This is a genomic window from Edaphobacter sp. (assembly GCF_035532915.1).
Taxonomy (GTDB): domain Bacteria; phylum Acidobacteriota; class Terriglobia; order Terriglobales; family Acidobacteriaceae; genus Edaphobacter.
Window position 1 is genome coordinate 1 of sequence record NZ_DATKQC010000294.1, and the last position, 22,731, is coordinate 22,731.

A 22,731-nucleotide genomic window follows, 5' to 3' on the forward strand; every position below is an offset into this window, starting at 1 on the left:
GCTGTTGAGCTTGATTGCGGGGACCTGGAGCTTGTGGAGAAGGACTCGGTTTTCTTAGGTTCGGAGTCGAGGGCGTTCAGGATCGCAGAGTTTGGGTATGCTTCAGATGTGGAGAAGTTTCAGGAGCGGACATGGCTGTAAGGCTGAAAGATATTGCGCGTGATTTAGGAGTGTCTGTCGTCACCGTGTCGAAGGTGTTGCGGGGCAACGCCGATATCGGAGAAGAGACGCGGCGGCGCGTGCTGAAGCGCATGAAAGAGCTGAACTATCAGCCCAACATGATGGCTCGGGGACTTGCCAGCGGGCGCACCTATACTGTGGGGCTGGTGGTCCCGGATCTTGTGCATCCGTTCTTTGCCGAGTTCGCCAAGTCTCTGAGTGGTGTGCTGCGGACGAGCAAGCGGGCGCTGATCCTGGCCTCGTCCGAAGAAGACCCCGAGGTGGAGCAGCAGGAGATTCGGACGCTGCTGAGCCGGGGGATCGATGTGCTGCTGATCGCGTCGTGCCAGGCGAGCCTGCGTAACTTCTATGAGCTGGGAGATGTACGGACTCCTTATCTGCTGTTTGACCGGAACTTTCCTCATCTGGCGGCGCACTTTGTCGGGACTGACGATGTGAAGGTTGGCGAGATGGCCACCAGGCACTTGATCGAGATTGGACGGAAGCGCATCGCGCATATCGGCGGTAAGAACACCAGCCCTTCGTTTGATCGACTACGCGGATACCGGAGCGCGATGGCGGAGCATCGGCTGATCGTGCCCGAGAGCTATGTGCTGGTGCGGGAGCGGGTGGAAGAGGCGGGCGACACCGCCGGATTTCAGGCGATGCAGGAGCTTCTGCGGCTGGACCCGCGGCCGGATGCGGTGTTCTGCTATAACGATCTGACCGCAATTGGCGCGATGGACGCGACACTGCAGGCGGGGTTGCGGGTGCCTGAGGACATTGCATTTATCGGCTGCGGAAATCTGCGTTATGCGGATTATCTGCGGGTTCCGCTAAGCTCGATCGACCATGGGACGACTGAGCTGGGGCGGGTTGCGGGAGAGTTTGCGCTGGATCTGTCGGCAAAGCCAGAGCAGTCGCCGCGCAGCGTTCTGCTGGAATCGACGCTGGTGGTGCGGGAGTCGACGGTCAAGGGATCCGCGTCTAAGGGCTCTGGCCAGAGCTAATCTTTGACTACGCTTTAGTTACGCGCTAAATTCCGCTCTCTTCTGGGTGCGGTCTTTGCTTGCGCGTCGCCTGCAGTCACCTGAAACGGTAACGAGAGTGGAGATCCAAAGATAGCGGAGTTGAGGGCGTTAGCCTGCGCGGTTCTGTAGAAATTATTTTCAAGACTTCTCAAGATTCACTAAACAGGTGGGTTCCGGGAGGCCGAAAGAAAAATGGACATTCTGCTTGCCATACCAACATTTTCAGGGCTACTATAGTTAGCGGTAACGCGAGCCGCAGATGTTTTGCGCCGAAGGAAGGTTCCTATGGCAACGACAGCAATCTCTACCGACGCCCCGCTGAAGGACATGGATGAGTGGGATGAATTTTTAACCGGGCGCTATCAGGAAGGCAAGAGCGAGGACGAGTTCCGTCAGTATGACGAGCATGCGACCCCCGGTGTCGCTGAGTTCTATCGCCTGAACCACCAGCACCAGAGCTTCGATTATGTGATGGCGAAGGAGAAGGAGTACTTCGGCCTGAACAAGGGGGAGAAAAGCATCTGGGAGGCAGCGGAGTTTTTGAATACTCTGGTGGACGACAGCGATCCTGATACCGACCTGACCCAGATTGAGCACCTGCTGCAGACGTCAGAGGCGATCCGCAAGGACGGGCATCCGCGATGGTTTGTGCTGACCGGCTTCATTCACGACTTAGGCAAGGTGCTGTGCCTCTGGGGCGAGCCGCAGTGGGGCGTCGTGGGCGATACCTTTCCGGTGGGTTGCGCTTATTCCGACCAGATCGTCTTTCCGCAGTACTTCAAGGCGAATCCCGATATCAACAACGCGCTGTATCAGACGAAGTACGGCATCTACGAGCCGAACTGCGGGTTGAGCAAGGTGCACATGTCGTTTGGGCATGACGGCTATATCGGGGAAGTAATGAAGAATTACATGCCCGAAGAGTCGCTGTACATGCTGCGCTATCACTCGTTCTACTCGGCCCACCGGCATGGCGCGTACCGCCACCTGATGAGCGACCACGATGTGAAGATGTTCGAGTGGGTCAACAAGTTCAACGTGTATGACCTCTATTCGAAGGGGCATACCAAGCCGGATTTGAAGGAGCTGAAGCCCTACTACGACGATCTGTTTGCCGAGTTCTTCCCGGCCAAGATCGTCTGGTAATGGAGGCCTTCCCCGAGTTTTCACTGAGCAGCCCCGAGATTGCGAGAGCTTTTTCGGGGCTATTTTTTTGATCTTTGTAAAAGGCGCAAAGCCAGACAGGGAGAGGCGATGTCGAAGCGTTTGATTAGCGGTACGGCTGTTTTGAAGGGGCGGAACATCTTCATCTCTCCGAGCAACAGCTCGATGCGGGAGATGAGCTATGGCAGGATTCGGCTGGACGACAAAGAGAGCCGTGTGAGCTTTATCAATGACGGCCAGGAGACCGGGCTGGTGTGCCTGAGCGGTGCGGCCACGGTGACGGTGGGGGAGGAACGTTTTGAGCTGAAGACCAGGGATGCTCTGTATATCTCGAAAGGGTTGCCGGTAACGGTGCAGACGGTCTCCGAGGTCGACCTGGTGGAATGCTCCGCGGTGGTGGATGGGGAGTATCCGGTGCAGTTTGTTCCTTATTCCAGCGTGAAGGCGAATGAGAAGCTGCATTTTGTCGCGGGCAATGAGAGCTCGAAGCGTGAGATCAATATCATGCTGGGAACGAATGTGAAGGCAGGGCGGCTGGTGGTGGGAGTGACGAGTTCGCTGCCGGGCAACTGGACAAGCTGGCCTCCGCATGAGCATGCGGCAATGCTCGAGGAGATCTACGTGTTCTTCGACATGCCGGAGCCCGCGTTCGGTCTGCAACTGGTGTACACGGACGGGATCTCTGCCGCCGAGGTGGAGGTGGTGCGCGACGGGGATGCGGTGCTGCTGCCGGAGGGCTATCACCCGAACGTGGCGATTCCGGGGAGCGAACTAAATTTTGTGTGGATGATGGCGGCGCATCGCGAGGTGGTGGATCGCCAGTGGGGCGTGGTGACAGTGGACGCTCGATTTGCCTAAGTTGAGATAATTACTTGGAAAACTGAAGTCGATGACCGCGCATGTTTATGGCGGCGTCATCTCTTGTTCACTTTAGATTCACACAAAGACAGCATGATGGAGGGAATCGATTCTTAGCTTGCGGTATGGGTCGTTGTAGTTTTCGCTAAATCGTACTCATTTTTACTTGTAAGTGTATGTTTTTATGTTACTTATATCGATATTAGCTAAATTTACGTTACCGGTTCCGTTAGCGTATTTTTGGTTGACAGCCGTCCTCCGGGATGGGTAATGTTCATCGCGGTTGAACAAAAGCAGTAAGTCGTAAAGCGTAAACGCGGATGATGCCGCTGCGCTGGTACCACCAAATGAAGTTCATTTTTTCGAGAAGGCAGGACAGATGATGCAAAGCATGCAAACAGTAAGACCGAATGATTCGGGGGATGGGTCGACGGGAACATGGGGATGGCTGCGGCTGGTGCTGGCAGTTCTTCTGCTGTTGCCGGCGCTGCAGTGCTATGGGCAGTTTGAGTCGGCTTCGGTGCTGGGCTATGTCAGGGACACGACGAGCGCCGCGATTCCGAACAGCAAGGTGACGCTGACCAACGTTGCGACAGGCATTCAGCAGACAGCGACGACGGACGCCGAGGGCCGCTATGAGTTTTCGAGCGTGCAGATCGGCTCGTACAAGGTCCTTGCCGAGTCGCAGGGTTTTCAGCAGACGCAGACGCAGGCCTTCACGGTGACGACCAATGCTCGCCAGCGCGTCGACCTTGCACTGAAGGCCGGATCGGTTGCGGAGGCGGTGACGGTATCGGCGGCGCCGACGGCTCTGGAGACGGAGACGAGTTCGCGCGGCCAGGTGATCGGGACGCGCGAGATTGAGAACCTTCCGCTCAATGGCCGATCTTATGCTGACCTTGTTCTTCTGGCTCCGGGTGTGCACAAATCCGCGCTGGAGAACCAGACAGCATCGAGCCGCGAGGGTTCGTTCAATGTGAACGGCCAGCGCTCTGCCTTCAATAATTTCCTTCTCGATGGTCTCGACAACAACAACTATGGCACCTCAAACCAGGGCTTCGCGAATGAGAATATTCCACCGTCGCCGGATGCGGTGAGCGAGTTCCGGGTTGAGACCAGCAACTACTCCGCAGAGTATGGACGCGCTTCGGGCGCCGTCATCAACGTATCGACACAGCGCGGAACGAACAAGTTCCATGGCAAGGGCTACGACTATCTCCGGAATACCGCCCTGAACGCCATTGGGCCGTTTCAGCCGGCGGGTGGGATCAAGCAGACCTTCATCCGCAACCAGTTCGGCGGAACGTTCGGCGGACCGATCAAAAAAGACCACACCTTCTTCTTCCTGGACTATGAGGGGCTGCGTCAGATCTTCCGCAACCAGGTGACGACGGTTACGCTGCCCAATGCGGAACAACGCCAGGGCATCTTCATGTTCCACTACAAAGACCCATCGATCGCGCCTACTCCGATCACGCTGCGCAACCCGATTACAGGTACGGTTTTCACGTCGGGGAATGTCTCGGCAGAGGCGACTCCGTTTGCGAAGGCTGTGCTTTCTGCACTGCCAGCCAATAACGCTACCTCTGTAACCGGCGGCGGTCCCGGAGCGGTTGCATACGACACGATCGCGAACAACTACATTGCTTCCCCGCGCGGCACGATCCAGGATGACAAGGGTGATGCTCGGGTCGATGAGACCTTCAACCAGAAGTGGAGCATGTTTGCCCGCTACAGCGAGCATCGCGGGACTATCTTCGATCCGCCGACGGTTCTGGGACGCGCCGGTGGCAATGGCAACTCGAATGTTCATCTGCTGAATCGCCAGATCGCAGGCGGCACGACCTGGATTATTTCGCCTACCAAGCTGCTGGACATTCGTTTTGCTTATACGAAGAACCAGGGAGCGAAGACTCCGTATGGGCAGGGCGATCCTTCGCTGCTTACGGAAAACGGCATCACCAATGGCGTGCCGACCGACAAGAGTATTGTGCGCGATCTGAATGCGCAGTCGGTGTCGGGCTTTACGCAGTTCGGTGCGCAGTCTTCCAGTCCGCAGTTTCAGAATCCCACCATCTACAATCCGAAGGCCAACTTTACCTGGGTTCGCGGCAAGCACTCGATGAAGTTCGGCTACGAGTACCAGGCAGTCAATACAGAGGTCAACGACTTCAACCCCAGCTACGGACAGGACAACTATTCGGCTGGCTATGCGGCGGTCCCGGTTTGCAATGCTGCAACGCCGGTTTCTCCTTGCGTGCCCTCGAATCCGTCCGACCCGGCGCAGGGCAGCAGCGCCGTGGCTGCGCAGCTTTCGCAGGCGGCGAACCTTGCCGACTTTCTCTTCGGCAACCAGTCTTCGTACTCGTTGACGAACTATACAGTGGTGAACCTGCGGCAGCGGTTCAACTTTATGTATGTGCAGGATGACATCAAGGTTTCGCCAACGCTTACGGTCAATGCCGGTCTGCGGTATGAGCTTGCGACGCCGCAGTGGGAGCGCGACAACAAGCTCGCGAACTTCGACCCGACGACGAATACGTTGATCCAGGCGAAGAACGGCAGCATCTACGATCGTGCGCTGGTGCACGTTCCGATGAAGAACTGGGGACCGCGCTTCGGGTTTGCCTGGAGCGAGTCGCCAAAGACTGTCGTCCGCGGCGGCTACGGCATCAGCTATACGCAGTACAATCGCGCCGGTGGCGAAAACAACCTGACCTATAACGGGCCGAACGTCGTCAACGCTGCGATCAACAATCCGACGCCATCTACAAGCGACCTTTGCGTCAACGACACGCAGGACCAGACGGCGTGCTTCCGTCAGATGCAGCAGGGCTATGCGGTGGGATTGACGAGTCCTTCCAACTTCGACCCCAAGAAGGTGACTTCACGCTATATTCCGAAGAACTTTGCCACAGGTTATGTGCAGAGCTACTTCTTCGGCTTCCAGCGCGAACTGCCCTGGGGGATGGTGATGGACATTTCCTATGTGGGCAACAAGGGCACACACCTTCAGGTGCTAGCCGACTATAACCAGGCTGCCCCTTGCCTGAATGCAGGTGGAACAGGTTGCGTGGCTTATCAGTCGCGCCGGCCGGTGCCGACGTTTGGTGATATCGAGATCGCCTACGGCGGCAACTCTTCCAGCTATAACTCGCTGCAGGCTAAGCTGGAAAAGCGGGTCGGTGCGCTTTATCTGCTGAACTCGTTTACCTGGGGCCGGGCGTTCGATCTTGCTTCGGGACATCTCGAGACCAGCAATGGTGATAACTCCCGCGTGAACTTCGCAAATCCGAGCAACGACTATGGTCCTTCGGGCTATGACCAGCCGATTAACAATACGCTTTCGCTCGTGTATGACCTGCCCTATGGTCATGGGCGCAAATTCGGAGCTAACTCGAATTTCCTCATCAATGCGGTGCTCGGTGGATGGCAGACGACGGTCATCAATACATCGACCAGCGGCTTGCCTTTCAATCTGAACTACAACAGCTCCGCCAACAATCCTTTGTATACTTCCGATCTGGTGACTCTTCGCCCGCAGTTGACCATGGCTGGAGCTAAGATCAAGAACCCAGCTTCAAAGCAGACCAAGACGGCCACAGCGTTGAAGGGTTATCTGGATGGAACGTATCTGGCGGTACCGTCGGTGGCGTTGGGAAATACGAATGCTTATGGTAATGTCTCGCGTAATAGCCTTCGCTCCTTCGCTTACTTCGACACGGACCTCGGTCTTCACAAGGCGTTCAATCTTTGGAGCGATGCTTCCAAGCTGGACTTCCGTGCCGAGGCCTTCAACGTACTCAACCAGGTGGACTACCAGGCACCGGACAGCAATATTATCGATGGAGCCTTCGGTAGCATCACCAGCGCTTACCCCGCACGACAGCTTCAGCTCGCAGCGAAGATTATTTTCTAGTCGGGCTGAGTGACGGAACAATACTTCGGCACCGTCCTTTCAGGGCGGTGCCGAACTTAACAGAGGGCAGCGATGCCGCAAGGGATGAGGTACAGGTGAAAATTGATCGCCGCGCGTTTGGCATGATGGGAGCATCGGCGCTGGGTACACTTTGGACGCAGCGAGGATGGAGTGAAGTAACGCGGGCAGCATCTGCTTCGAGGTTTCACTTTGCTGTTGTCGCGGACCCACATATCATCGACGAATTTTATGTGAAGGGGACCGAGAATGGCGTGGAAGACAATGAGAGTATTCTTCACACGTCAGAGCGTCTCATCTCGGCGCGGGATCTGATCAATTCGCTGCACCCGAAGATCGAACAGGTCTTTGTCGCAGGAGATTGCTTTCATAACTACCCGTCGGCTGACTACGATTTCTACTTTAAGCACAAGACGCGCATCGACAATGCGAAAGAGATCTTTGACGGGTTCCAGATGCCGGTGCACCTGGGCTTCGGCAATCATGATTATGACGTTCCGCGAGTTTCGCGTGAGATGTCTCACCGTCTGTTTGCTGAAAAGTTGAAGGCCAAGCCGTACTCGTCGGTCGACTATAAAGGTTTTCGATTTGTGCACCTGAATAACTTTCTAGGAGCAAGGTGGGATCGAAACTCGGCACAATTCGATAAACGACTTGGTTCGCTGGGGGAAGAACAGCTCAACTGGTTTGAAGGTCTTCTGAATGATCGCAAGCCTACCGTTGTCTTTATTCACTATCCGTTATGGCTGGTAGATGCGACGGAAGTGCGGGACTATGGCCTGCATCCGTTGCTTAGAAAGCATAGCGACACCATCCAGATGGTCATTGCGGGGCATTGGCATAAGTGGGTGGACTTTGCTCATACCTATGGGCCGCAGCATTATGTTACGGCTGCCACTCGCTATGACCCCAATGCCTACATGTTGTTTGAGGCGGATAGCCGCAGCCAGAAGCTGCGATGGATGAATGCAGATCTTGTGGAGTGGTCGACACACTACAGCAAGCCTTACCTGGTTGGATAGCTAACGAAGTTCGGGACAGATATGACGATGAAAAGAGCAACTTCCATTTCTTTTGCTATGGTGACGATTGCTATGAGTGGATTGGCGCTGGCGCAACAGACAACCGCTGCGCAGCAGGACCAGCGGGTTCATGTGAATCAGATCCAAGTGATTGGATCGCACAATAGCTATCATGCGGGGTTTCCGCCTAGCGCGCGGAAGCTGATGGGGATGAAAAGCCCCGAGGGATTGCATGCGCTCGATTATCATCACGCTCCGCTGGCAGATCAGTTATCGGGCGGTGTGCGGCAGATAGAGATTGACGTTTACGCCGACAGCAAGGGCGGCAGATATGCGCATCCGGCGATTCTGGGCATGGTGGCGAAGGCTGGATTGCCGGCAGACCCGGAGTTTGATCCTCATCACATGATGGACAAGCCGGGATTCAAGGTCCTGCATATGCAGGATATCGATGTCCGCAGCACCTGCATGACGCTGATCGCCTGTCTTACCGACGTTCGCAGTTGGTCGAAGCGGCATCCTCAGCATCTGCCGATCTTTATTTTGATTGAGACGAAGGAAGGCAAGGATCGTAACCTCCCGAATGCAGTGACGCCGGAGCCATTTACTGCTCCTGTTTTCGATGCGCTGGATAAGGAGATTCGATCTGTCTTCAAGACAGACGAGATGATTACACCGGATGACGTGCGCGGCGATTCGGCGACACTGGTGAAGGCTGTCCACGCTGGGAGATGGCCTACCTTGGCGCAGGCACGTGGCAAGGTTATGTTTTTGCTGGATCAGAGACACGTCGAGCCGATCTACACGAAGGGTCATCCATCGCTCGAGGGACGGGTGCTCTTTACCAATGCAGAGCCCGGTGCTCCCGATGCCGCGTTTACGGAAGAGAACGACGGGTCGCGTGAAGAGATTGACGCGCTGGTGAAGCAGGGCTATCTGGTGCGGACACGCTCCGATGAGAATACGGATCAGGCGCGCACGAATGATACGACGCGGCGCGATCTTGCGCTTTCGAGCGGCGCGCAGATGATTAGTACCGACTATCCGGCTTCAGAACCTTCGCGGTGGACGAAGTATGTTGTTGAATTTTCGGATGGGCTGGTGGCTCGATGCAATCCAGTGACGAAGCCGGATGGTTGCGTCGATAAACTTTTGGCGCCTCCTGCCAGTGCTCGCTGACGGGAGGCTTTGACTTATCGTTTGGAGAAGTTGAGGTAGATGGGATTTCCAACGATAAGAAGAGCGCCGCTTTGGGAGCGGATGTTGACTCGCAGCCAGTGCCTCTTGCCGTCGCTTTGATAGTCGAAGTTCCTGGTTTCCTCGTTCTGCTTTGCGGCGGATGTATCCAGTAAGGTGGCTGGCTGGCCATCCAGAATAATCTCTGGATGGTCGCTCGCGAGGGCGGTCATCTTGAGCGTGAAGCGTACCTGTTGCCCCGCTGGAGATTGGATTTCGTCTCCCATGATTGCCGTGTTTGTATCTGTCTTTGCGGTAAATTCGATGGCCCTGTCTTTCGACCCTTGGGCATCGACGAAGACATGACCAGTGCGGATAGCATCGAGGATGGCATTTTCGGATAAGTTCGCGGCGTAGATCACGGTTGTGGGATGACCGATGGCGGAGTAGGTTTGCGGCTTGAGATCGGCGTCGTGGTTATCACTGCCGCCTAATGCTGTCAGTCGAAATCCATTGTTGAGTTGCTGCTGCCAGAACGGGATGCCGGAGTGTGGGCCGTCGGCTGTGCCTCCATTGATGACTTCAATGGCAGTGACTCGGCTGAAGTCTGTTTTGGGAACCGTCCAACCACAACCCATGCAAGACTCGCCCGAAGGGATGCCGGGATGATTGATGGAGAGTATGCCATGCACGCTTTGAACCTCGTCGAGTAACCGGTTGAAGTCCGGGACGTGCGGGCTGGTCAGACGGAAGTCGATGAAGTCTGTAGGGCCATAGACATTGGCGTGCCCCTGAAAGGTGGTGATCTCGCGGGCGGGTATCAAGAGCAGATGATCGAAGTAGGGTTGCAACTCGCGCATGTCGTTATATTGCGAGGTTGTGTTGTGATCGCTGATGGCGATGAAGTCGAGACCTCTTTCGGCTGCGGTTTCGACAGTTTTATAGAGAGGGCAGGGGACCTTCTTGCCGGACTGGCTTAGGCATGAGCCATCGCTGTGTGCGTCGTGCATGTGAAGATCGCCGCGATACCATGCGGGGCCGGGACGCAGAGGGGCCTGGCTGAAGGTGGAGACGCCGGGCCTGTCGCCAGCGTGTGAGAAGTGGATTTTAGCTTCGTATTGGGAGCGAACGCCTTCCCTGATATTAGGAACGCCGAGTATCAGCTTCCATCTTCCGGGCACAATCAGGCCAGGAAGATACGATGGAGTCGCGTCGGTCGCTGAGACGGTGAAGGTCGACTTATTGCCGCCGCTCCATCCGCGAAAGCGCTGGCTGTCGAACATGCCGAGATCGATGGTCGTGTGTTTATCGCGCTCGGTATAGGAGAATTCTACAGTGACGCGGGTGACGCCTTTGGGCACTTCAAAGGGAACCTCGACGTAGCTCTGGTGATTGGCATAGGTGATGGTTCCGTGCAGATCCAGGTCGGAGGATGGCTTCTGTGCGCGGCATGCTGACGAGGTAAAGCCGGCGACGAGACAGAGGAGTATCGCTGCGGATTTGATCCGAGTTCGAGGACGTCGTGACGTCTTCGGGAGCAGCGGATGGCCGTCGTGACTCTTGCTGGAATCGAGAAAGGAGAACAATGTCATGGCAAACATTATGGCAGGGCTGGAAGCCATTCCTTAAGAAATCAAGGCTAATTTGATATGGATATTTCGATAAAAGAGTTAGCTCCAGGCGCGGGACCATTTGGGCCCTGCCGTGTCTCCGGTGCGGAGGCGAGCGTCGATGCCTGCGGTCAATTCAATGAGCCTGCCGAAGAGCCAGATGAGATCGGAGAGGCGGTTGAGGTAGGCGATGATCTCGGGCTTCACCTCCACGCCATTTTCTGCGAGACGGACGGCGTTGCGCTCGGCGCGGCGACACACGGTTCGGGCTATCTCGTAGGCGGCCGATTCTGTGTGTGCGCCGGGCAGCGACCAGTCGGAGAGAATGCCTTCGGTGGCTTCGATCTGATGGACAAGTCTGGTTAGAGCTTCGACATCGTCGACTGAGATGACGGGAGCGTTCTTCTGGTTTTCGGGAGGAGTGGCCAGAGCGCCTCCGACGCGGAAGAGTGTGCGCTGAATCTCTTCGGTCCATGCGCAAATTTCTTTGTGATAACAGATGCTGCGGGCAAAGCCGAGGGTCGCATTCAACTCATCGACCGAGCCGTATGCCTCTACGCGCAGGTCTGCTTTTGAGACGCGCACGCCGCCAGCTAATCCTGTTTGTCCGCTGTCGCCCTGGGTGGTTGCAATGCTCATCACTTGTCTCCTTCTATGCTTTGCTGTGCGGCGGTGCGCGCATCTCTTATCAGGTCGGGTAGACCGACGCCGCGATATCCATTTCCTAATAGAGACAGCCCGCTCAGGTTTCGTATGCGCTCATCGAGCTCCTGCATTCGCTCAAGGTGGCCGACAGCGTATTGGGGAAGGCTCATCGGCCAGCGTCGCACTACTGTTACCTGAGGCTCGGGCAGCGGGCCGAGGATGTGTGCCAGCTCGAGTCGCGCTACGGAGGATATTTCATCGTTGCCGCAGCGCATCAGCCGCTCGGCGGCGTCTCCGCCAAAGAAGGCACGTATCAGCTTTCCATTTTGCGGCACGCGATTGGCGAACTTCTGGTCTACAAAGGTACAGGCCAGCAGGCGGCTTCCCGATCCCTGTGGCACTAGAAAGCCGAAGCCCGGGGGGGTGGGAAACTTTGCTGCATCGGGAAATCCGAAGGCCACGACTACCGCGGAGCTTGCATCCATCTCCATGAGTTCGGCGGCGCGGCCATCGATAGGAAGCAGAAGCTCTCGTGCTATGTGTGCGGGAGCGGCCATCATGACGGCATCGAATTTCTCCTGCGATGTGGAGGTCTCGAGTCCCCACTTTTCGTGGCTGTGTGAGATGGAACGGACCTTCGTTCCCAGGCGAATCCAATCTTTGGGAACTGCTGCGATCATGCTGTCCACAAGCGTTCCGAGTCCGCTTTGCAGCGTGGTGAAGACTGCAGCCTGTTTGGTGTCGCTCGCGATAGCGCGGGCCCGCATGGCAGCGATCAGGCTACCGTGCTCGCGCTCCATCGCAACGAACGGAGCCATCACGGCACGCACACTTAACTTAGTTACGTCTCCGCCGAAGACGCCGCGCAGCAGCGGAGCCCCGATGGTTGCGAGCACTTCATTGCCGAAGTGCCGCTGTACAAACGCTGCGACGCTCTCGTCCTGTTGGGGAGCTGCGGCTTTTAGTTCAGCCGCTCGATTCACCTCGGCGTGAAAGGCCTGCTTGGCCTCTATGCTGAATAAGTCCGACTGGTCGAGGGCGTGGAGGTTGGATGGAACCATCATTCGCATTCCATCCGGCATTGCTTTTAGCTGTCCATCCATGAGGACGTAGGTCTTGCGCGTGGCGTCGTTGGAAGAGATGATCGCATCACCCAGGCCGAGCTCTTCTGCAAGCTCGCGTGCCCACGGCTTTTCCGTTACCCAGGCGTCGGGGCCGCACTCGATGACGAAGCCACCTTCGCGCACGGTCTCGACGATTCCGCCCAACCGTGGCGAGGATTCGAAGAGCACGGCCTCTATTGCGGCTCCGTTGTTTGCCAGGCGCGATAATTCATAGGCTGCCGTCAACCCTGCGATGCCGCTACCGACGATTGCAATTCGCTTCATTCACACTCCTCAAAAAGAATGCGGAGGCCAGGGCCTCCGCGGTGGCTCTGCTTCTGCCAGCTTAAACCTGCGCTGGAACAATCACCTCATCGACTACCGCTTTATATTTGCCAGATGCGATCTCGGTTAAGGCGTTGATGAGCATGTCGGAGTCGTTCAGGCTCTCTGCTCGCCACAACTCCAAGCCGAGTTGGCGTGCCTTTTCGGTGAAGGCTATGTCGATGTCGTAGAGGATCTCGACGTGGTCGCAGAGAAAGCCTACGGGCTGGATGACGACTCCGGTATGGCCCTGCTCTTTGATGGCCTTGAGCGTGTCCTCTACGGTCGGGCCGATCCATGGGCCGCCGCTGATACCCTGGCTCTGGAAGGCGAAGTACCAGTCCTTTTTGCCAAATCCGACCGGGGCCATGCGCTCGGCGACGAGCTCGGCGGTGCGCTTTGCTTCGACGGCGTAGGTGTCGGGAGGCTCGGAGGTTCCGTCATCAGCCGTCTTTGTCATTACGGTGCGGCAGGGGACGCTGTGCGCTGTGAACAGCACGGGAACGCGTCGTCCCGATTGTGCGCATGCCAGCGCCCACACCGGCCACAGGCGTTCTGCAAACGCCTGTGCGAGCAGAGGGTGTTCGGCCCAGCCCGCGACGAAGTCAACCTCAAGCCCATCGGCGGCGGCGAGCACGGCTTTGCGATAGAGGCCAACGCTGGTGCGGGAGTTTTGCGGGGCGAGGCAGATCGCCTTGATGTGGGTTACGCCGTCGAGCCGCATCTGCGCGACCGCGTCGGCGATATAGGGATGCCAGTTCCGCATTCCCACGTAAACTCTGGTATCGGAGTCGCCGATTCGATCCAAGGCGCGCTCCAGCAGATTCGCTTGAATGAGAGTCCATTTGGTCAGCGGCGGGGCTTCGGCTCCGGGCGTTTCGCCCAGGCCAATCTGCTGATAGCGATGCTGCAACTCTTCCACAACTTCTTGGGGGAGCGATCTGCCACCGGTCACTTTGGCAAGATACGCGGCCATCTCGCCGAGCACGTCGGGAGTGCCGTGCGCGAGCAGCAGAACGGCGCTTCGGCTTATTTCGCCGCTCATAGCGCTCCGTACTCCTTGACCCACTCGACTACTTTGATGACGTTCTCAACGGGAGTTCCGGGGACGATGCCGTGGCCCAGATTGAAGATATGGCCGGGACGCCCGGCTGCTGCTGCCAACACCTCGCGAACACGATCTTTGAGAATCTCTTCGGGTGCAAACAGGGTGATAGGGTCGAGGTTTCCTTGCACGGCATGGCCGGTGCCCACGGCCTTCCATCCCTGATCGAGCGGAATGCGCCAGTCGAGGCCGATGACGTCGGTTCCGGTCTCGGCCATGGCGGGCAGCAGCGAGGCGGTGTCTACGCCGAAGTAGATGACGGGAACGCCCATCGATTGAATTCTTCGGACGAGTTCTGTGACGGCGGGGAGGCAGAAGCGGCGGTAATCGGTCACGCTCAGTGCGCCGACCCAGCTATCGAAGATCTGGATGACGTCGGCTCCGGCTTCCACTTGCTGCTGTGCAAATCCGACCAGCACCGTCACCAGCTTTTCCATCAGCATCGGCCACGCGGCGTTGTCGCCGTACATCAGCTTTTTGGTCTCGATGTAGTTTCGTGAGGAGCCGCCCTCGATCATGTAGCTGGCGAGCGTGAACGGCGCGCCGCAAAATCCGATGATGCCAAGCTGATCCCCGTCGGCTCGTGGAGCGGAGAAGTGAGCGGCGACTTTCTCAATGGCGCGTGCTACGTAGTTTAGTTCGTCGATGCGGTCGGTGCGGAGAGAGCGTACTTGCTCCGCTGTACGCACAGGCGAATGCACTACGGGACCTTCGCCAGCGAGAAATTCGAAGTCCAGCCCCATGGGGGTGAATGGCAGCAGCAGATCGGCAAAAATAATTGCGGCGTCGACGCCCAGACGCTCAGCGGCAGTGATGGTCACTTCAGCGGCGATATCGGGGGTTCGGCAGATGTCGAGCAGCGAGTGATGCTTGCGCACAGCCATGTATTCGGGCATGTATCGTCCTGCCTGGCGCAGCAGCCAGATGGGGGTGCGATCGACTGGCTGACGAAGGCAGGCGCGGACAAATCTGCTTCCGGCGGACATGGTTCCGGCAGGCTGAAGCGCAGCCGCGGATTCCGGGGATGCAGGGCTCGACGCAGGACTCAAAGGGTTCTCCATTGCTATGCTTTTGAGCCTAGCACCAGCCGCTTGCCGCTTCCAGCGATGGCGAGTGATTTTGACCGAAAACGGTCAGCGCGCAGTGTTTAGGGTTCCAGGCGGAAGGTAAACTCTTCGATTACCGGATTGGTGAGCACCTCGCGCGCGATCCGTTCTACCTCGGCCTGCGCCGCGTTCTGATCCACTCCATCTTCCAAAGTCAGCAGGAAATACTTTCCCTGCCGTACGTCAGCAATGCCGCGATATTCCATTCGCCGCAGTGCATCCGCGACTGTCTGCCCCTGGGCATCCAGCACCGTTCGTTTCAGCGTGACATAGACATGAGCCTTCATTCTGCTTGATTATAGACAAGGTGACGCTTTCCTTCCTAAAACGGAGAGGAAACCGTTTCCTTTGGCCGCTGCCATCGCACGCCACAGGCTGCAAAATTTCGCACACGAGAAGAGATCCCAGATTTTATGCCGAACTATCTTGAGCTACCCATCGGAGATAAAGCTCCCGAGGTAATCAACGCCGTCATCGAGATCCCCTCCGAAGGCATCAACAAATACGAGTACGACAAGAAGCTGCATGTCTTCCGGCTGGACCGCAATCTTTACTCCCCCGTGCACTATCCCGGCGATTACGGCTTTATTCCCAGCACGCTTGCGGCGGACGGCGATCCGCTGGACGTTTTGGTGCTTGTGGATACGCCTAGTTTTTCGGGCTGCATTCAGGAGGTCCGTCCCATCGGCGTGCTCGAGATGCTCGACCAGGGCGTGGCCGACGAGAAGGTTCTGTGCGTAGGCAAGAATAATCCGCGCTATCAGGACGTGTGGAATTACTCCGAGATTTATCCGCACATGCTCAAGGAGATCACGCACTTCTTCGCCATTTATAAGGACCTTGAAGGCAAGCGAGTCGAAGTGAAGGGCTGGCGCGATGCTTCTTTTGCCCGCGACAAAGTCCTTGAAGCGCAGCAGACCTTTATCGACAATAAGGCGAAGATTGAGGCAAAGGCTGTTGCTCAGAAGTAGTAAAATTTCAGACGTAAAATTCAGGGGCCGCTGAATTCCAGCGGCCCCTTTCGCCTGCCGGATGGCGTGGCCGGCATACAACCGCGAAACGTTTAGGGTGGTGAGCGAGGCAGGGCTCGAACCTGCAACCGTCAGCTTAGAAGGCTGATGCTCTATCCATTGAGCTACTCGCCCCTATTCGTCTCTGATTTGATTGTAGCGGGTGGGGACGGTCAACCGGAAAAACACTTAGGCGAAGGAGAGATCCTTGCTGCGCACGAGTCCTATGATCGCGTCGAGGGCGGTGGCCCAGTTCTCTTCGGCCGATTGCGGATCGTGGCCAAGGGCCTTGATGTAGAGGCTGAGGGCGAAGCCCTCCTGCGGACCGGTGAGGTCGACGAGCGCGGGTCGGAGAACGCAGTCGAGCATAGCGTAGGGATGGTTGAGCGGAGCGGCGTGCCGGGTGAGGCGGTGGAGAAGTTGCTCGTGCTGGTGGAACGAGGTAAAGATAGAGCGTTCGCGCCAGAGGATGTCGATGTAACTGACGAATCCGTCGGAGGTGTCGTGGGACGCATCATCGAAGATATCGAGATTGAGGCGAAGGGTTTCGAGCTCGTCTGCGTCTGGCTTTGGGCGGAGGGGCCAGGCGTCGCATTTGGCCGTGAACACCGGCGAGCGAGGCGCGTTGAGGGAGCGGAGAGCATGCATGAGTGGAGGATGAAGCTCCGCTTCCGGCAGATGGTCGAGATCGTACGGATTTTCGCGCAGGTCGATGAAACGGCGATTGCCGCTGGGATCTGAAGGATCAGACCAGGGGATGACCAGGACAGGATCGTCTGCGGAGGCTTCTACGGACCATTCGGCGAGCATCAATCACTATCTTAGCGGGAGTTTGAGGTCGGCAGTGAATCGGCTATGCGTTGGCGAGGATGAAGCGCAGGAGGGTGTGCTCCGCCCAGTAGCCGTCGTAGCCGATGGAGGGGTCGGGCTGGGCGAGAAAGGCGCAGTGGCCGCCCAGGGCGGTCTCGAGAAAAGTGATGCTTGGGTTCGAGACGATCTTGTCGCGAGTATCGGGCGCGATGCGGATGAAGGGATCGTCGGCAGAGTTGAGGATGAGCGTGGGGACGGTGATTTGATCGATGACCCGGGCTGCGGCTACGCGATGGTAGTAGTCCTCGGCTCCGGCGAAACCGGCGTAGAGAGCGATAATGCGCTCGTCGAAGTCGCGAAGCGAGCTGATGCCCACGGCCCGGTTGGGATCGAAGGCGCGAGGGAAGAGTGATGCCTTGCGGCGAAAACGGCGCAGCATGGCGCGCACGAACTTCTTCTCGTAGATGCGGTTTTGCCAGAGATGGAGAGCGTCGGACGAGGGTGCGAGGTCGATGACTGGAGAGATTCCGATGACCCCGCGTAGCTGTGGCGGAGGGGTTTTGCCTAAGTCGCCCGCGAGCTTGAGCACAAGGTTGCCGCCCATGGAGTAGCCGATGAGCGCGATGGACTGAAGATGATGCAGATCGACGAAGAAGCGCATGACTGCGTCGACGTCGCCCGAGAGTCCGGAGTGGTAGAGCGTGGGCGCAAGCGCTTCGGTGCCGCCGCAGTTACGCATGTTCATGCGGACGATGTTGCAGCCAGCCCGCCAGAGCTTGTTGGAGTTGCCTACCACGTACTGCGAATCGGAGGAGCCTTCGAGCCCGTGCACGATGATGGCGGTGGGACGGGAGGCGCGAACCTCCTCAGGCTGCCAGTGACAGTGGCAGAGGACCTGGCTTGAAATCTGGTAGTCGGTGGCAGGAGAGACCTCGACTAGCGCGGCTTCGGGTGCGGGGAGGTTATTTACGCGGGGAAGATAGTTGCCGAAGATGGTCTGCAGGTGTCCGTTGCGCAGAAAGCGTCGCGGCTGAAAGTCGGCGGTCTGAACGGCGTCGGTCGGGAGCGTTGTTGCTGACATCAATGCTTGTCCTCGATGGCGAGAGTGCGGTTGAGGAAAGCTTTGGCGTTAAGCGCACCGGTGGGTTCGTCCTCGTGCTTGAAGTAGGCGTAGACATCGCGCTGCTGTGCGAGTGCGGTGAAATGTTTGGCGAAGGAGTCGAGTTCGGCGGCGGTGTAGCCGCCGCTGCTACGCAGGCGGAAACAGGTGAATCCGACGGCGGTATGTACCTCGGGAGTTTTAAGATCGTCGCTTTCGGCGATGCAGAGCGCGACTTCGTGTCGGCGCAGAATATTGTAGATCTCGTCGCTGAACCATGACTCGTGGCGGAACTCAAATGCTATGCGGGGTCCATTCGATATCTGTAATGCAGGCGTTGTGAGAAATGCCGTAAGCAGACTGGCGTCAGCTTTGAAATTGGGTGGCAGTTGAAAGAGCAGCACGCCGAGCTTGCCTGCACGGCGAATAGGCTCGAGCGCGGCAAGAAACTGGGTCACGTCGGCGTCGCAATCGCGCAGACGCCGAAAGTGGGTGATGCGCTGTGGGGCCTTGAAGCTGAAGCGAAAGTGTGCCGGTGTGGAGGCGAGCCAGCCTTCCAGCATCTTTTCGGTGGGCAAGGCGCGGAAGGTGTAATTGACCTCGACAGAGGTGAGCTGGGAGGCGTAGAACTCGAGGAACTTCTTTGCGGGAGTGCGTGGAGGATAGAAGTCAGGTTTCCACGTCGGATAAGCCCAGCCGGAGGTCCCGGCGTAGATTCGAGTTGAGGCTTGTGAAGAAACCACGACGGGTCGAGAACCTGGTTTGTCTTGCGAGGAGAGAAGATTTTGGGGCGGCTAGTGGGTTTCGAACCCACGACATCCGCTGCCACAGAGCGGCGTTCTGCCACTGAACTATAGCCGCCGTATACTGAGAATTATAGCACCGAGCGGGAGTGCGATGGAATTTACAGCAAAGCCCGAGGTTCTTCCGCCACGTCTGAAACGCGGGGGGAAGCTTTTCGATGACGAGAACCTGGATCTGTTGTCCCATGTCCTCGACGATTTCCTGAAGATTCCCGGAACTTCGATCCGCTTCGGCCTCGACGGCATCGTCGGCGTTATTCCGGGGATCGGCGATGTGATCGGTGGAATTGCTTCGTGCATCATCATCATCGCGGCCTGGATTCGCGGGGTTTCGTACGTAACGTTGGCACGCATGGTGGCGAACGTCGGTATCGAAGTGGTGATTGGATCTGTGCCGATTGTGGGAGATATGTTCGACATCGCCTGGCGGGCGAACCGGCGCAACTATGCTTTGCTGGCTGGCAGCCTGGCGCAGCCGCGAAAACATACGATTCAGAGCTGGATATTTCTGATAGTGCTATGCGTTGTGCTGGCGGGGCTGGTGCTATTGCCGATGCTGCTGATCGCATGGATGGCCGAACATGTACTGCGAGCGATTGGCATGGACATGCATCGACTCTTCGTAATGTAGGGTGAGCCTTTGTGCTGAATGCTATAAACTAAAACGAGTCGGGGCGTAGCGCAGTCTGGTAGCGCATCTGGTTTGGGACCAGAGGGTCGGGGGTTCGAATCCCTCCGCCCCGACCATCTAACCAACTGATTGAACCTGGGCAGCTTAAGCCCTATTCATTTTAGATTCAGTAAGTTCCAAGTCTTCCATACATTCTCTGGCGTCTATGGAATCTATACCGTAGAACCAATTCTACTCAAAACCTGCACCAGGTGCACCACCCAAATTCCTTTCAAAGCGGGTGGTTTTGAGACTCTGAGCAGCTTCTCGGGCTGAGTCGTCGGCGTCATGTGCACGCTGAAAGTGAGTAGTAGTCTGCTAACCCCCCGATTGCTGTTGCTAATTTTCAATCAACTGTCACGGTCCCGTGTGCGATCTACTCCGTGCGGAGTGCCTGCATGGGGTCAACTTTCGAGGCCCGCGCGGCAGGTAGCCAGACAGCGAGTAACGCTACCGCAGTTAGAATGAGTGGCACTGAGACGAACACTGCCGGATCCCACGGCTTAACGCCGAACAAGAAGCTCGCGATGAGTCGTGTTAGCCCGAAGGCGGCGGCGATGCCCACAGCCACGCCCGCCATGGTCAACCTCATTCCATGGAAGATTATGAGCTTACGAATTCTGACGCGGTCCGCGCCCAGGGCCATACGGATGCCCATCTCCTGGGTGCGCTGCGCGACAGAGTAAGCCATGAGACCGTAAATGCCTATGGCGGCGAGTAATAGCGCTACCGCTCCAAAGATGGAGAGCAGCAACATGTTGAAGCCCTGTCGCGCCGTCGATCGCCCCATAACTTCATCCATCGTCCGCACATGTGCCACCGGAAACCCGTGACTTGCAGTACGCAGTTCTTCTTCTACTCTGTTAATCATGATGTGTGGATCACCGTGCGTGCGCGCAATCCAAAAGAGTGGCTGCACATCGGAGTAGGCCGCGGCATACCCGTCTGGAACCTGCGCAATCGGAACCATCATGATGGGATAGGACGACTTGCCGAGTCCGCTGTCGTGAAAATCGGCTACGATACCGACGATCTGGCGCTCAGGTTCTCCTACGAAGTCCGACCCCTCGCTCTCCCCGATGATGACGTGTTGCCCCAGAGGATCTTCGTTGAGCCAGAGCTTTTTGGCCAGGGCTTCATTGATGAGCGCCACACCGGGCATGTCGGCCTTGTCATTCTCCGTGAAGTTGCGTCCGCGCAAGATGGAAATCTTGAACAGGTTCAGGTAGCCCGGCGAGATGCTCATCCATTTGCTTCCGCAGCAGTCTTTCTTGACCGGACGCCCGATGATCCGAAACACACAGCCGTCTCCGACGTAGTTGGGCAGCCAGTAAGCGGCGGCTGAGAGTTCCACACCGGGGATGGCGTTGAGTTGGTTGCGGCCGTCGCGCGAGAGCTGAGCGATTCCAGACGTATGCTGGTAGCGGTCGCCATTCAGCGACATCTCCATTGTCAGCACATTATGAGAATCGAAGCCGGGACTGACATCGTGCAGAGCAAAGGACGTGCGGATCAGGAGCGCTGAGCCGATCAGCAACACCAACGCCAGCGAAACCTCGCTGATGACCAGCAGCGAGCGGGCCTTCCCCTGGCGCACCCCAATTCCGAAGCGGTTGCTGCTCTCTTTCAGGGTAGAGTTGAGATCAGTACCGGTCGCTGCAAAGGCCGGGAAAAGACCAAAAAGTATGCCAGTAAGCAAGGAGACAGCAAGGGTAAAAGCGAGCACGCGCCAGTCCATCCCGATGGCGGATCCGCCTTCGCCGATGCGGGGAAGCCCGGCCGGACTGATGGCCAGTAGCGCTCGCACACCTACAAAGCCGAGCGCCAAGCCGAGAATGCCACCGGCAAGAGAGAGCAATACACTTTCAGTAAGCAACTGACGCACGATGCGTGCGCGGCCGGCCCCAAGCGCCGAGCGGATGGCGAATTCGCGCTTACGCCCAGTGGCGCGCACCAGCAGCAGATTGGCGACATTGGCGCAAGCGATCAAAAGCACCAGAGCAACAGCTCCCAACATCACCAGCAGCGAGTTGCGCGCGTCGCCAATGATGCTGTCGCGCAGCAGTCCAACGGAAAAATGCGGTTGGAAATTAATTTTGGGAAATTCCCGGCGGTACTCAGGGGCTGCCGCCATCAGTTCGGCGTTCGCCTGTGCCAAGGTGATGCCGGGCTTGAGCATTGCTGCAACCAGAAAATCGCCGTTCAAGTCTTGACTGACTGGCTCAAACTGAAATGGCAGCCAGATATCCGCTTGAGGGTCGGCGACAAAGTCTTTTCCGATCACTCCGATGATGGTATAGGGCTCATTGCCCAGCGACAGGGACTTTCCCACGATGGTGGTATCGCCAGCAAACTTCCGCTGCCAGAGGCCGTAACTTAACACAGCCACCTTGCCGCCATGGGGCGAGTCCTCCTGTGCGGTGAAGGTGCGTCCCAGAATCACCGGGGCGCTGAAGAGCCGAAAGTACCCCTCCGTAACGTGAAGCCCATGGATCTGCTCGGGCCGGTCGCTAGTTATATTGAAGCCAGGGCCACCGTCATCGTATGCGGCAACCTCCTGGAAGACGCTGGTCTGGCGGTGAAAGAAATGGAACTCGGGAACACTGTGCTGATTGGAGGCAGTCACGGATGACGGAGAAAGAAACTCGACGATGCGGTCCGCATTGGGATAGCTCAACGGCTTGAGCAGCACGACGTTGACTATCGAAAAGATGGCCGTGTTGGCGCCGATGCCGAGTGCCAGAGCGGCTACGGCGGCGATGGTGAAGCCGGGTTTTTTGAAGAACATCTTTATCGAATGCTTGACGTCATCGCTGAGAGCGCTCACGTATCGACTCCGAATAACCATCGTCTAAATATCTCTCAAATAAGGCTTCAGAACATCCGAAGTCTCCTGTACCTTGCCGAGCCGCGACCGGCACAACAAACGGCCGCTTTTAGAGCATTTTGAGTGCGGCCGGTGAGTGTCGGGAGCTGCCATCGAAACCACTCTCTATCTTTCTTTCCGCATTGGATCATGAGAAGTTGCACCCATATCAAAAAGATCGACAGAACCACAGGTACCGCTTCAAATTAGACATCAGCAGGCGTCGCCAGACA

18 protein-coding genes and 3 tRNA genes are annotated in these 22,731 nt (G+C 57.2%); 9 read left to right on the forward strand and 12 right to left on the reverse strand.

All coding sequences use genetic code 11. The features are described from left to right. Window positions 1-131: 131 nt before the first annotated feature. The 6 genes from VMU57_RS14020 to VMU57_RS14045 all read left to right on the forward strand — a co-directional run bounded on the left by VMU57_RS14020 (window position 132) and on the right by VMU57_RS14045 (window position 9,350). A complete protein-coding gene (locus VMU57_RS14020; protein ID WP_325384452.1) occupies window positions 132-1,169 on the forward strand; it encodes a LacI family DNA-binding transcriptional regulator in 1,038 nt (345 codons plus the stop codon). A 306-nt stretch (window positions 1,170-1,475) separates the two neighbouring features. Next, window positions 1,476-2,336, forward strand: a complete 861-nt coding sequence (locus VMU57_RS14025) for an inositol oxygenase family protein (RefSeq protein WP_325384454.1) — start codon at window positions 1,476-1,478, stop codon at window positions 2,334-2,336. A gap of 108 nt (window positions 2,337-2,444) precedes the next feature. Beyond that, complete coding sequence (locus VMU57_RS14030; protein WP_325384456.1) at window positions 2,445-3,212, forward strand: 5-deoxy-glucuronate isomerase; 768 nt, start codon at window positions 2,445-2,447, stop codon at window positions 3,210-3,212. A gap of 391 nt (window positions 3,213-3,603) precedes the next feature. Further along, window positions 3,604-7,131, forward strand: a complete 3,528-nt coding sequence (locus tag VMU57_RS14035; RefSeq protein ID WP_325384458.1) for a TonB-dependent receptor — start codon at window positions 3,604-3,606, stop codon at window positions 7,129-7,131. Between the two features lie 95 nt (window positions 7,132-7,226). Then, window positions 7,227-8,171 (forward strand): metallophosphoesterase family protein, encoded by a 945-nt coding sequence (locus VMU57_RS14040; RefSeq protein WP_325384460.1) that lies wholly within the window; start codon window positions 7,227-7,229, stop codon window positions 8,169-8,171. 27 nt (window positions 8,172-8,198) lie between these two features. Next, window positions 8,199-9,350 carry a phosphatidylinositol-specific phospholipase C1-like protein gene (locus VMU57_RS14045; protein WP_325384462.1) on the forward strand — a complete coding sequence of 384 codons (1,152 nt, stop codon included), beginning with the start codon at window positions 8,199-8,201 and terminating at the stop codon, window positions 9,348-9,350. Between the two features lie 14 nt (window positions 9,351-9,364). Here VMU57_RS14045 and VMU57_RS14050 read toward each other — a convergent pair whose 3' ends face one another. The 6 genes from VMU57_RS14050 to purS all read right to left on the reverse strand — a co-directional run bounded on the left by VMU57_RS14050 (window position 9,365) and on the right by purS (window position 15,527). Beyond that, on the reverse strand, window positions 9,365-10,939 hold the full coding sequence (locus tag VMU57_RS14050; protein WP_325384464.1) for a CehA/McbA family metallohydrolase: 1,575 nt from the start codon (window positions 10,937-10,939) through the stop codon (window positions 9,365-9,367). 78 nt (window positions 10,940-11,017) lie between these two features. Then, window positions 11,018-11,596 (reverse strand): cob(I)yrinic acid a,c-diamide adenosyltransferase, encoded by a 579-nt coding sequence (locus VMU57_RS14055; RefSeq protein ID WP_325384466.1) that lies wholly within the window; start codon window positions 11,594-11,596, stop codon window positions 11,018-11,020. Further along, window positions 11,596-12,990, reverse strand: a complete 1,395-nt coding sequence (gene hemG, locus VMU57_RS14060) for a protoporphyrinogen oxidase (RefSeq protein WP_325384468.1) — start codon at window positions 12,988-12,990, stop codon at window positions 11,596-11,598. The genes VMU57_RS14055 and hemG overlap by 1 nt, the downstream gene beginning before the upstream one ends. Before the next feature lie 61 nt (window positions 12,991-13,051). Further along, window positions 13,052-14,074 carry a ferrochelatase gene (hemH, locus tag VMU57_RS14065; protein ID WP_325384470.1) on the reverse strand — a complete coding sequence of 341 codons (1,023 nt, stop codon included), beginning with the start codon at window positions 14,072-14,074 and terminating at the stop codon, window positions 13,052-13,054. Next, entirely contained in the window at window positions 14,071-15,120 is a 1,050-nt protein-coding gene (hemE, locus tag VMU57_RS14070) for a uroporphyrinogen decarboxylase (protein ID WP_325384492.1), read from the reverse strand. The genes hemH and hemE overlap by 4 nt, the downstream gene beginning before the upstream one ends. Window positions 15,121-15,281: 161 nt before the next feature. After that, complete coding sequence (gene purS, locus VMU57_RS14075; protein ID WP_325384472.1) at window positions 15,282-15,527, reverse strand: phosphoribosylformylglycinamidine synthase subunit PurS; 246 nt, start codon at window positions 15,525-15,527, stop codon at window positions 15,282-15,284. A gap of 126 nt (window positions 15,528-15,653) precedes the next feature. Between purS and VMU57_RS14080 the strand changes: the two genes are divergently transcribed. After that, window positions 15,654-16,211 (forward strand): inorganic diphosphatase, encoded by a 558-nt coding sequence (locus tag VMU57_RS14080; RefSeq protein WP_325384474.1) that lies wholly within the window; start codon window positions 15,654-15,656, stop codon window positions 16,209-16,211. A gap of 98 nt (window positions 16,212-16,309) precedes the next feature. Here the strand turns inward: VMU57_RS14080 and VMU57_RS14085 are convergent. The 5 genes from VMU57_RS14085 to VMU57_RS14105 all read right to left on the reverse strand — a co-directional run bounded on the left by VMU57_RS14085 (window position 16,310) and on the right by VMU57_RS14105 (window position 19,020). After that, a tRNA-Arg gene (locus VMU57_RS14085) sits at window positions 16,310-16,385 on the reverse strand. 54 nt (window positions 16,386-16,439) lie between these two features. Further along, window positions 16,440-17,060, reverse strand: a complete 621-nt coding sequence (locus tag VMU57_RS14090) for a hypothetical protein (RefSeq protein ID WP_325384476.1) — start codon at window positions 17,058-17,060, stop codon at window positions 16,440-16,442. 43 nt (window positions 17,061-17,103) lie between these two features. Continuing rightward, the gene (locus VMU57_RS14095; protein WP_325384478.1) at window positions 17,104-18,141 is read right to left on the reverse strand and encodes a YheT family hydrolase; all 1,038 of its coding nucleotides are present in this window, start codon (window positions 18,139-18,141) and stop codon (window positions 17,104-17,106) included. After that, window positions 18,141-18,902 carry a DUF72 domain-containing protein gene (locus VMU57_RS14100; RefSeq protein WP_325384480.1) on the reverse strand — a complete coding sequence of 254 codons (762 nt, stop codon included), beginning with the start codon at window positions 18,900-18,902 and terminating at the stop codon, window positions 18,141-18,143. The genes VMU57_RS14095 and VMU57_RS14100 overlap by 1 nt, the downstream gene beginning before the upstream one ends. A 43-nt stretch (window positions 18,903-18,945) precedes the next feature. Continuing rightward, window positions 18,946-19,020 (reverse strand) — tRNA-His (locus VMU57_RS14105). A gap of 36 nt (window positions 19,021-19,056) precedes the next feature. Between VMU57_RS14105 and VMU57_RS14110 the strand changes: the two genes are divergently transcribed. Both VMU57_RS14110 and VMU57_RS14115 read left to right on the forward strand, forming a co-directional pair. Beyond that, on the forward strand, window positions 19,057-19,593 hold the full coding sequence (locus tag VMU57_RS14110) for a DUF4112 domain-containing protein (RefSeq protein WP_325384482.1): 537 nt from the start codon (window positions 19,057-19,059) through the stop codon (window positions 19,591-19,593). A 39-nt stretch (window positions 19,594-19,632) separates the two neighbouring features. Next, a tRNA-Pro gene (locus VMU57_RS14115) sits at window positions 19,633-19,709 on the forward strand. Window positions 19,710-20,008: 299 nt separating this feature from the next. Here the strand turns inward: VMU57_RS14115 and VMU57_RS14120 are convergent. Next, window positions 20,009-22,459, reverse strand: a complete 2,451-nt coding sequence (locus tag VMU57_RS14120) for an ABC transporter permease (protein WP_325384484.1) — start codon at window positions 22,457-22,459, stop codon at window positions 20,009-20,011. Window positions 22,460-22,731 lie beyond the last annotated feature (272 nt).

Bases quoted from the DNA above. Each gene is read 5' to 3' on its own strand.
- VMU57_RS14020 (WP_325384452.1), top strand. From the start codon at position 132: ATGGCTGTAAGGCTGAAAGATATTGCGCGTGATTTAGGAGTGTCTGTC.
- VMU57_RS14025 (WP_325384454.1), top strand. From the start codon at position 1,476: ATGGCAACGACAGCAATCTCTACCGACGCCCCGCTGAAGGACATGGAT.
- VMU57_RS14030 (WP_325384456.1), top strand. From the start codon at position 2,445: ATGTCGAAGCGTTTGATTAGCGGTACGGCTGTTTTGAAGGGGCGGAAC.
- VMU57_RS14035 (WP_325384458.1), top strand. From the start codon at position 3,604: ATGCAAACAGTAAGACCGAATGATTCGGGGGATGGGTCGACGGGAACA.
- VMU57_RS14045 (WP_325384462.1), top strand. From the start codon at position 8,199: ATGAAAAGAGCAACTTCCATTTCTTTTGCTATGGTGACGATTGCTATG.
- VMU57_RS14050 (WP_325384464.1), bottom strand. From the start codon at position 10,939: ATGACATTGTTCTCCTTTCTCGATTCCAGCAAGAGTCACGACGGCCAT.
- VMU57_RS14055 (WP_325384466.1), bottom strand. From the start codon at position 11,596: ATGAGCATTGCAACCACCCAGGGCGACAGCGGACAAACAGGATTAGCT.
- hemG (WP_325384468.1), bottom strand. From the start codon at position 12,990: ATGAAGCGAATTGCAATCGTCGGTAGCGGCATCGCAGGGTTGACGGCA.
- hemH (WP_325384470.1), bottom strand. From the start codon at position 14,074: ATGAGCGGCGAAATAAGCCGAAGCGCCGTTCTGCTGCTCGCGCACGGC.
- hemE (WP_325384492.1), bottom strand. From the start codon at position 15,120: ATGTCCGCCGGAAGCAGATTTGTCCGCGCCTGCCTTCGTCAGCCAGTC.
- purS (WP_325384472.1), bottom strand. From the start codon at position 15,527: ATGAAGGCTCATGTCTATGTCACGCTGAAACGAACGGTGCTGGATGCC.
- VMU57_RS14080 (WP_325384474.1), top strand. From the start codon at position 15,654: ATGCCGAACTATCTTGAGCTACCCATCGGAGATAAAGCTCCCGAGGTA.
- VMU57_RS14090 (WP_325384476.1), bottom strand. From the start codon at position 17,060: ATGCTCGCCGAATGGTCCGTAGAAGCCTCCGCAGACGATCCTGTCCTG.
- VMU57_RS14095 (WP_325384478.1), bottom strand. From the start codon at position 18,141: ATGTCAGCAACAACGCTCCCGACCGACGCCGTTCAGACCGCCGACTTT.
- VMU57_RS14110 (WP_325384482.1), top strand. From the start codon at position 19,057: ATGGAATTTACAGCAAAGCCCGAGGTTCTTCCGCCACGTCTGAAACGC.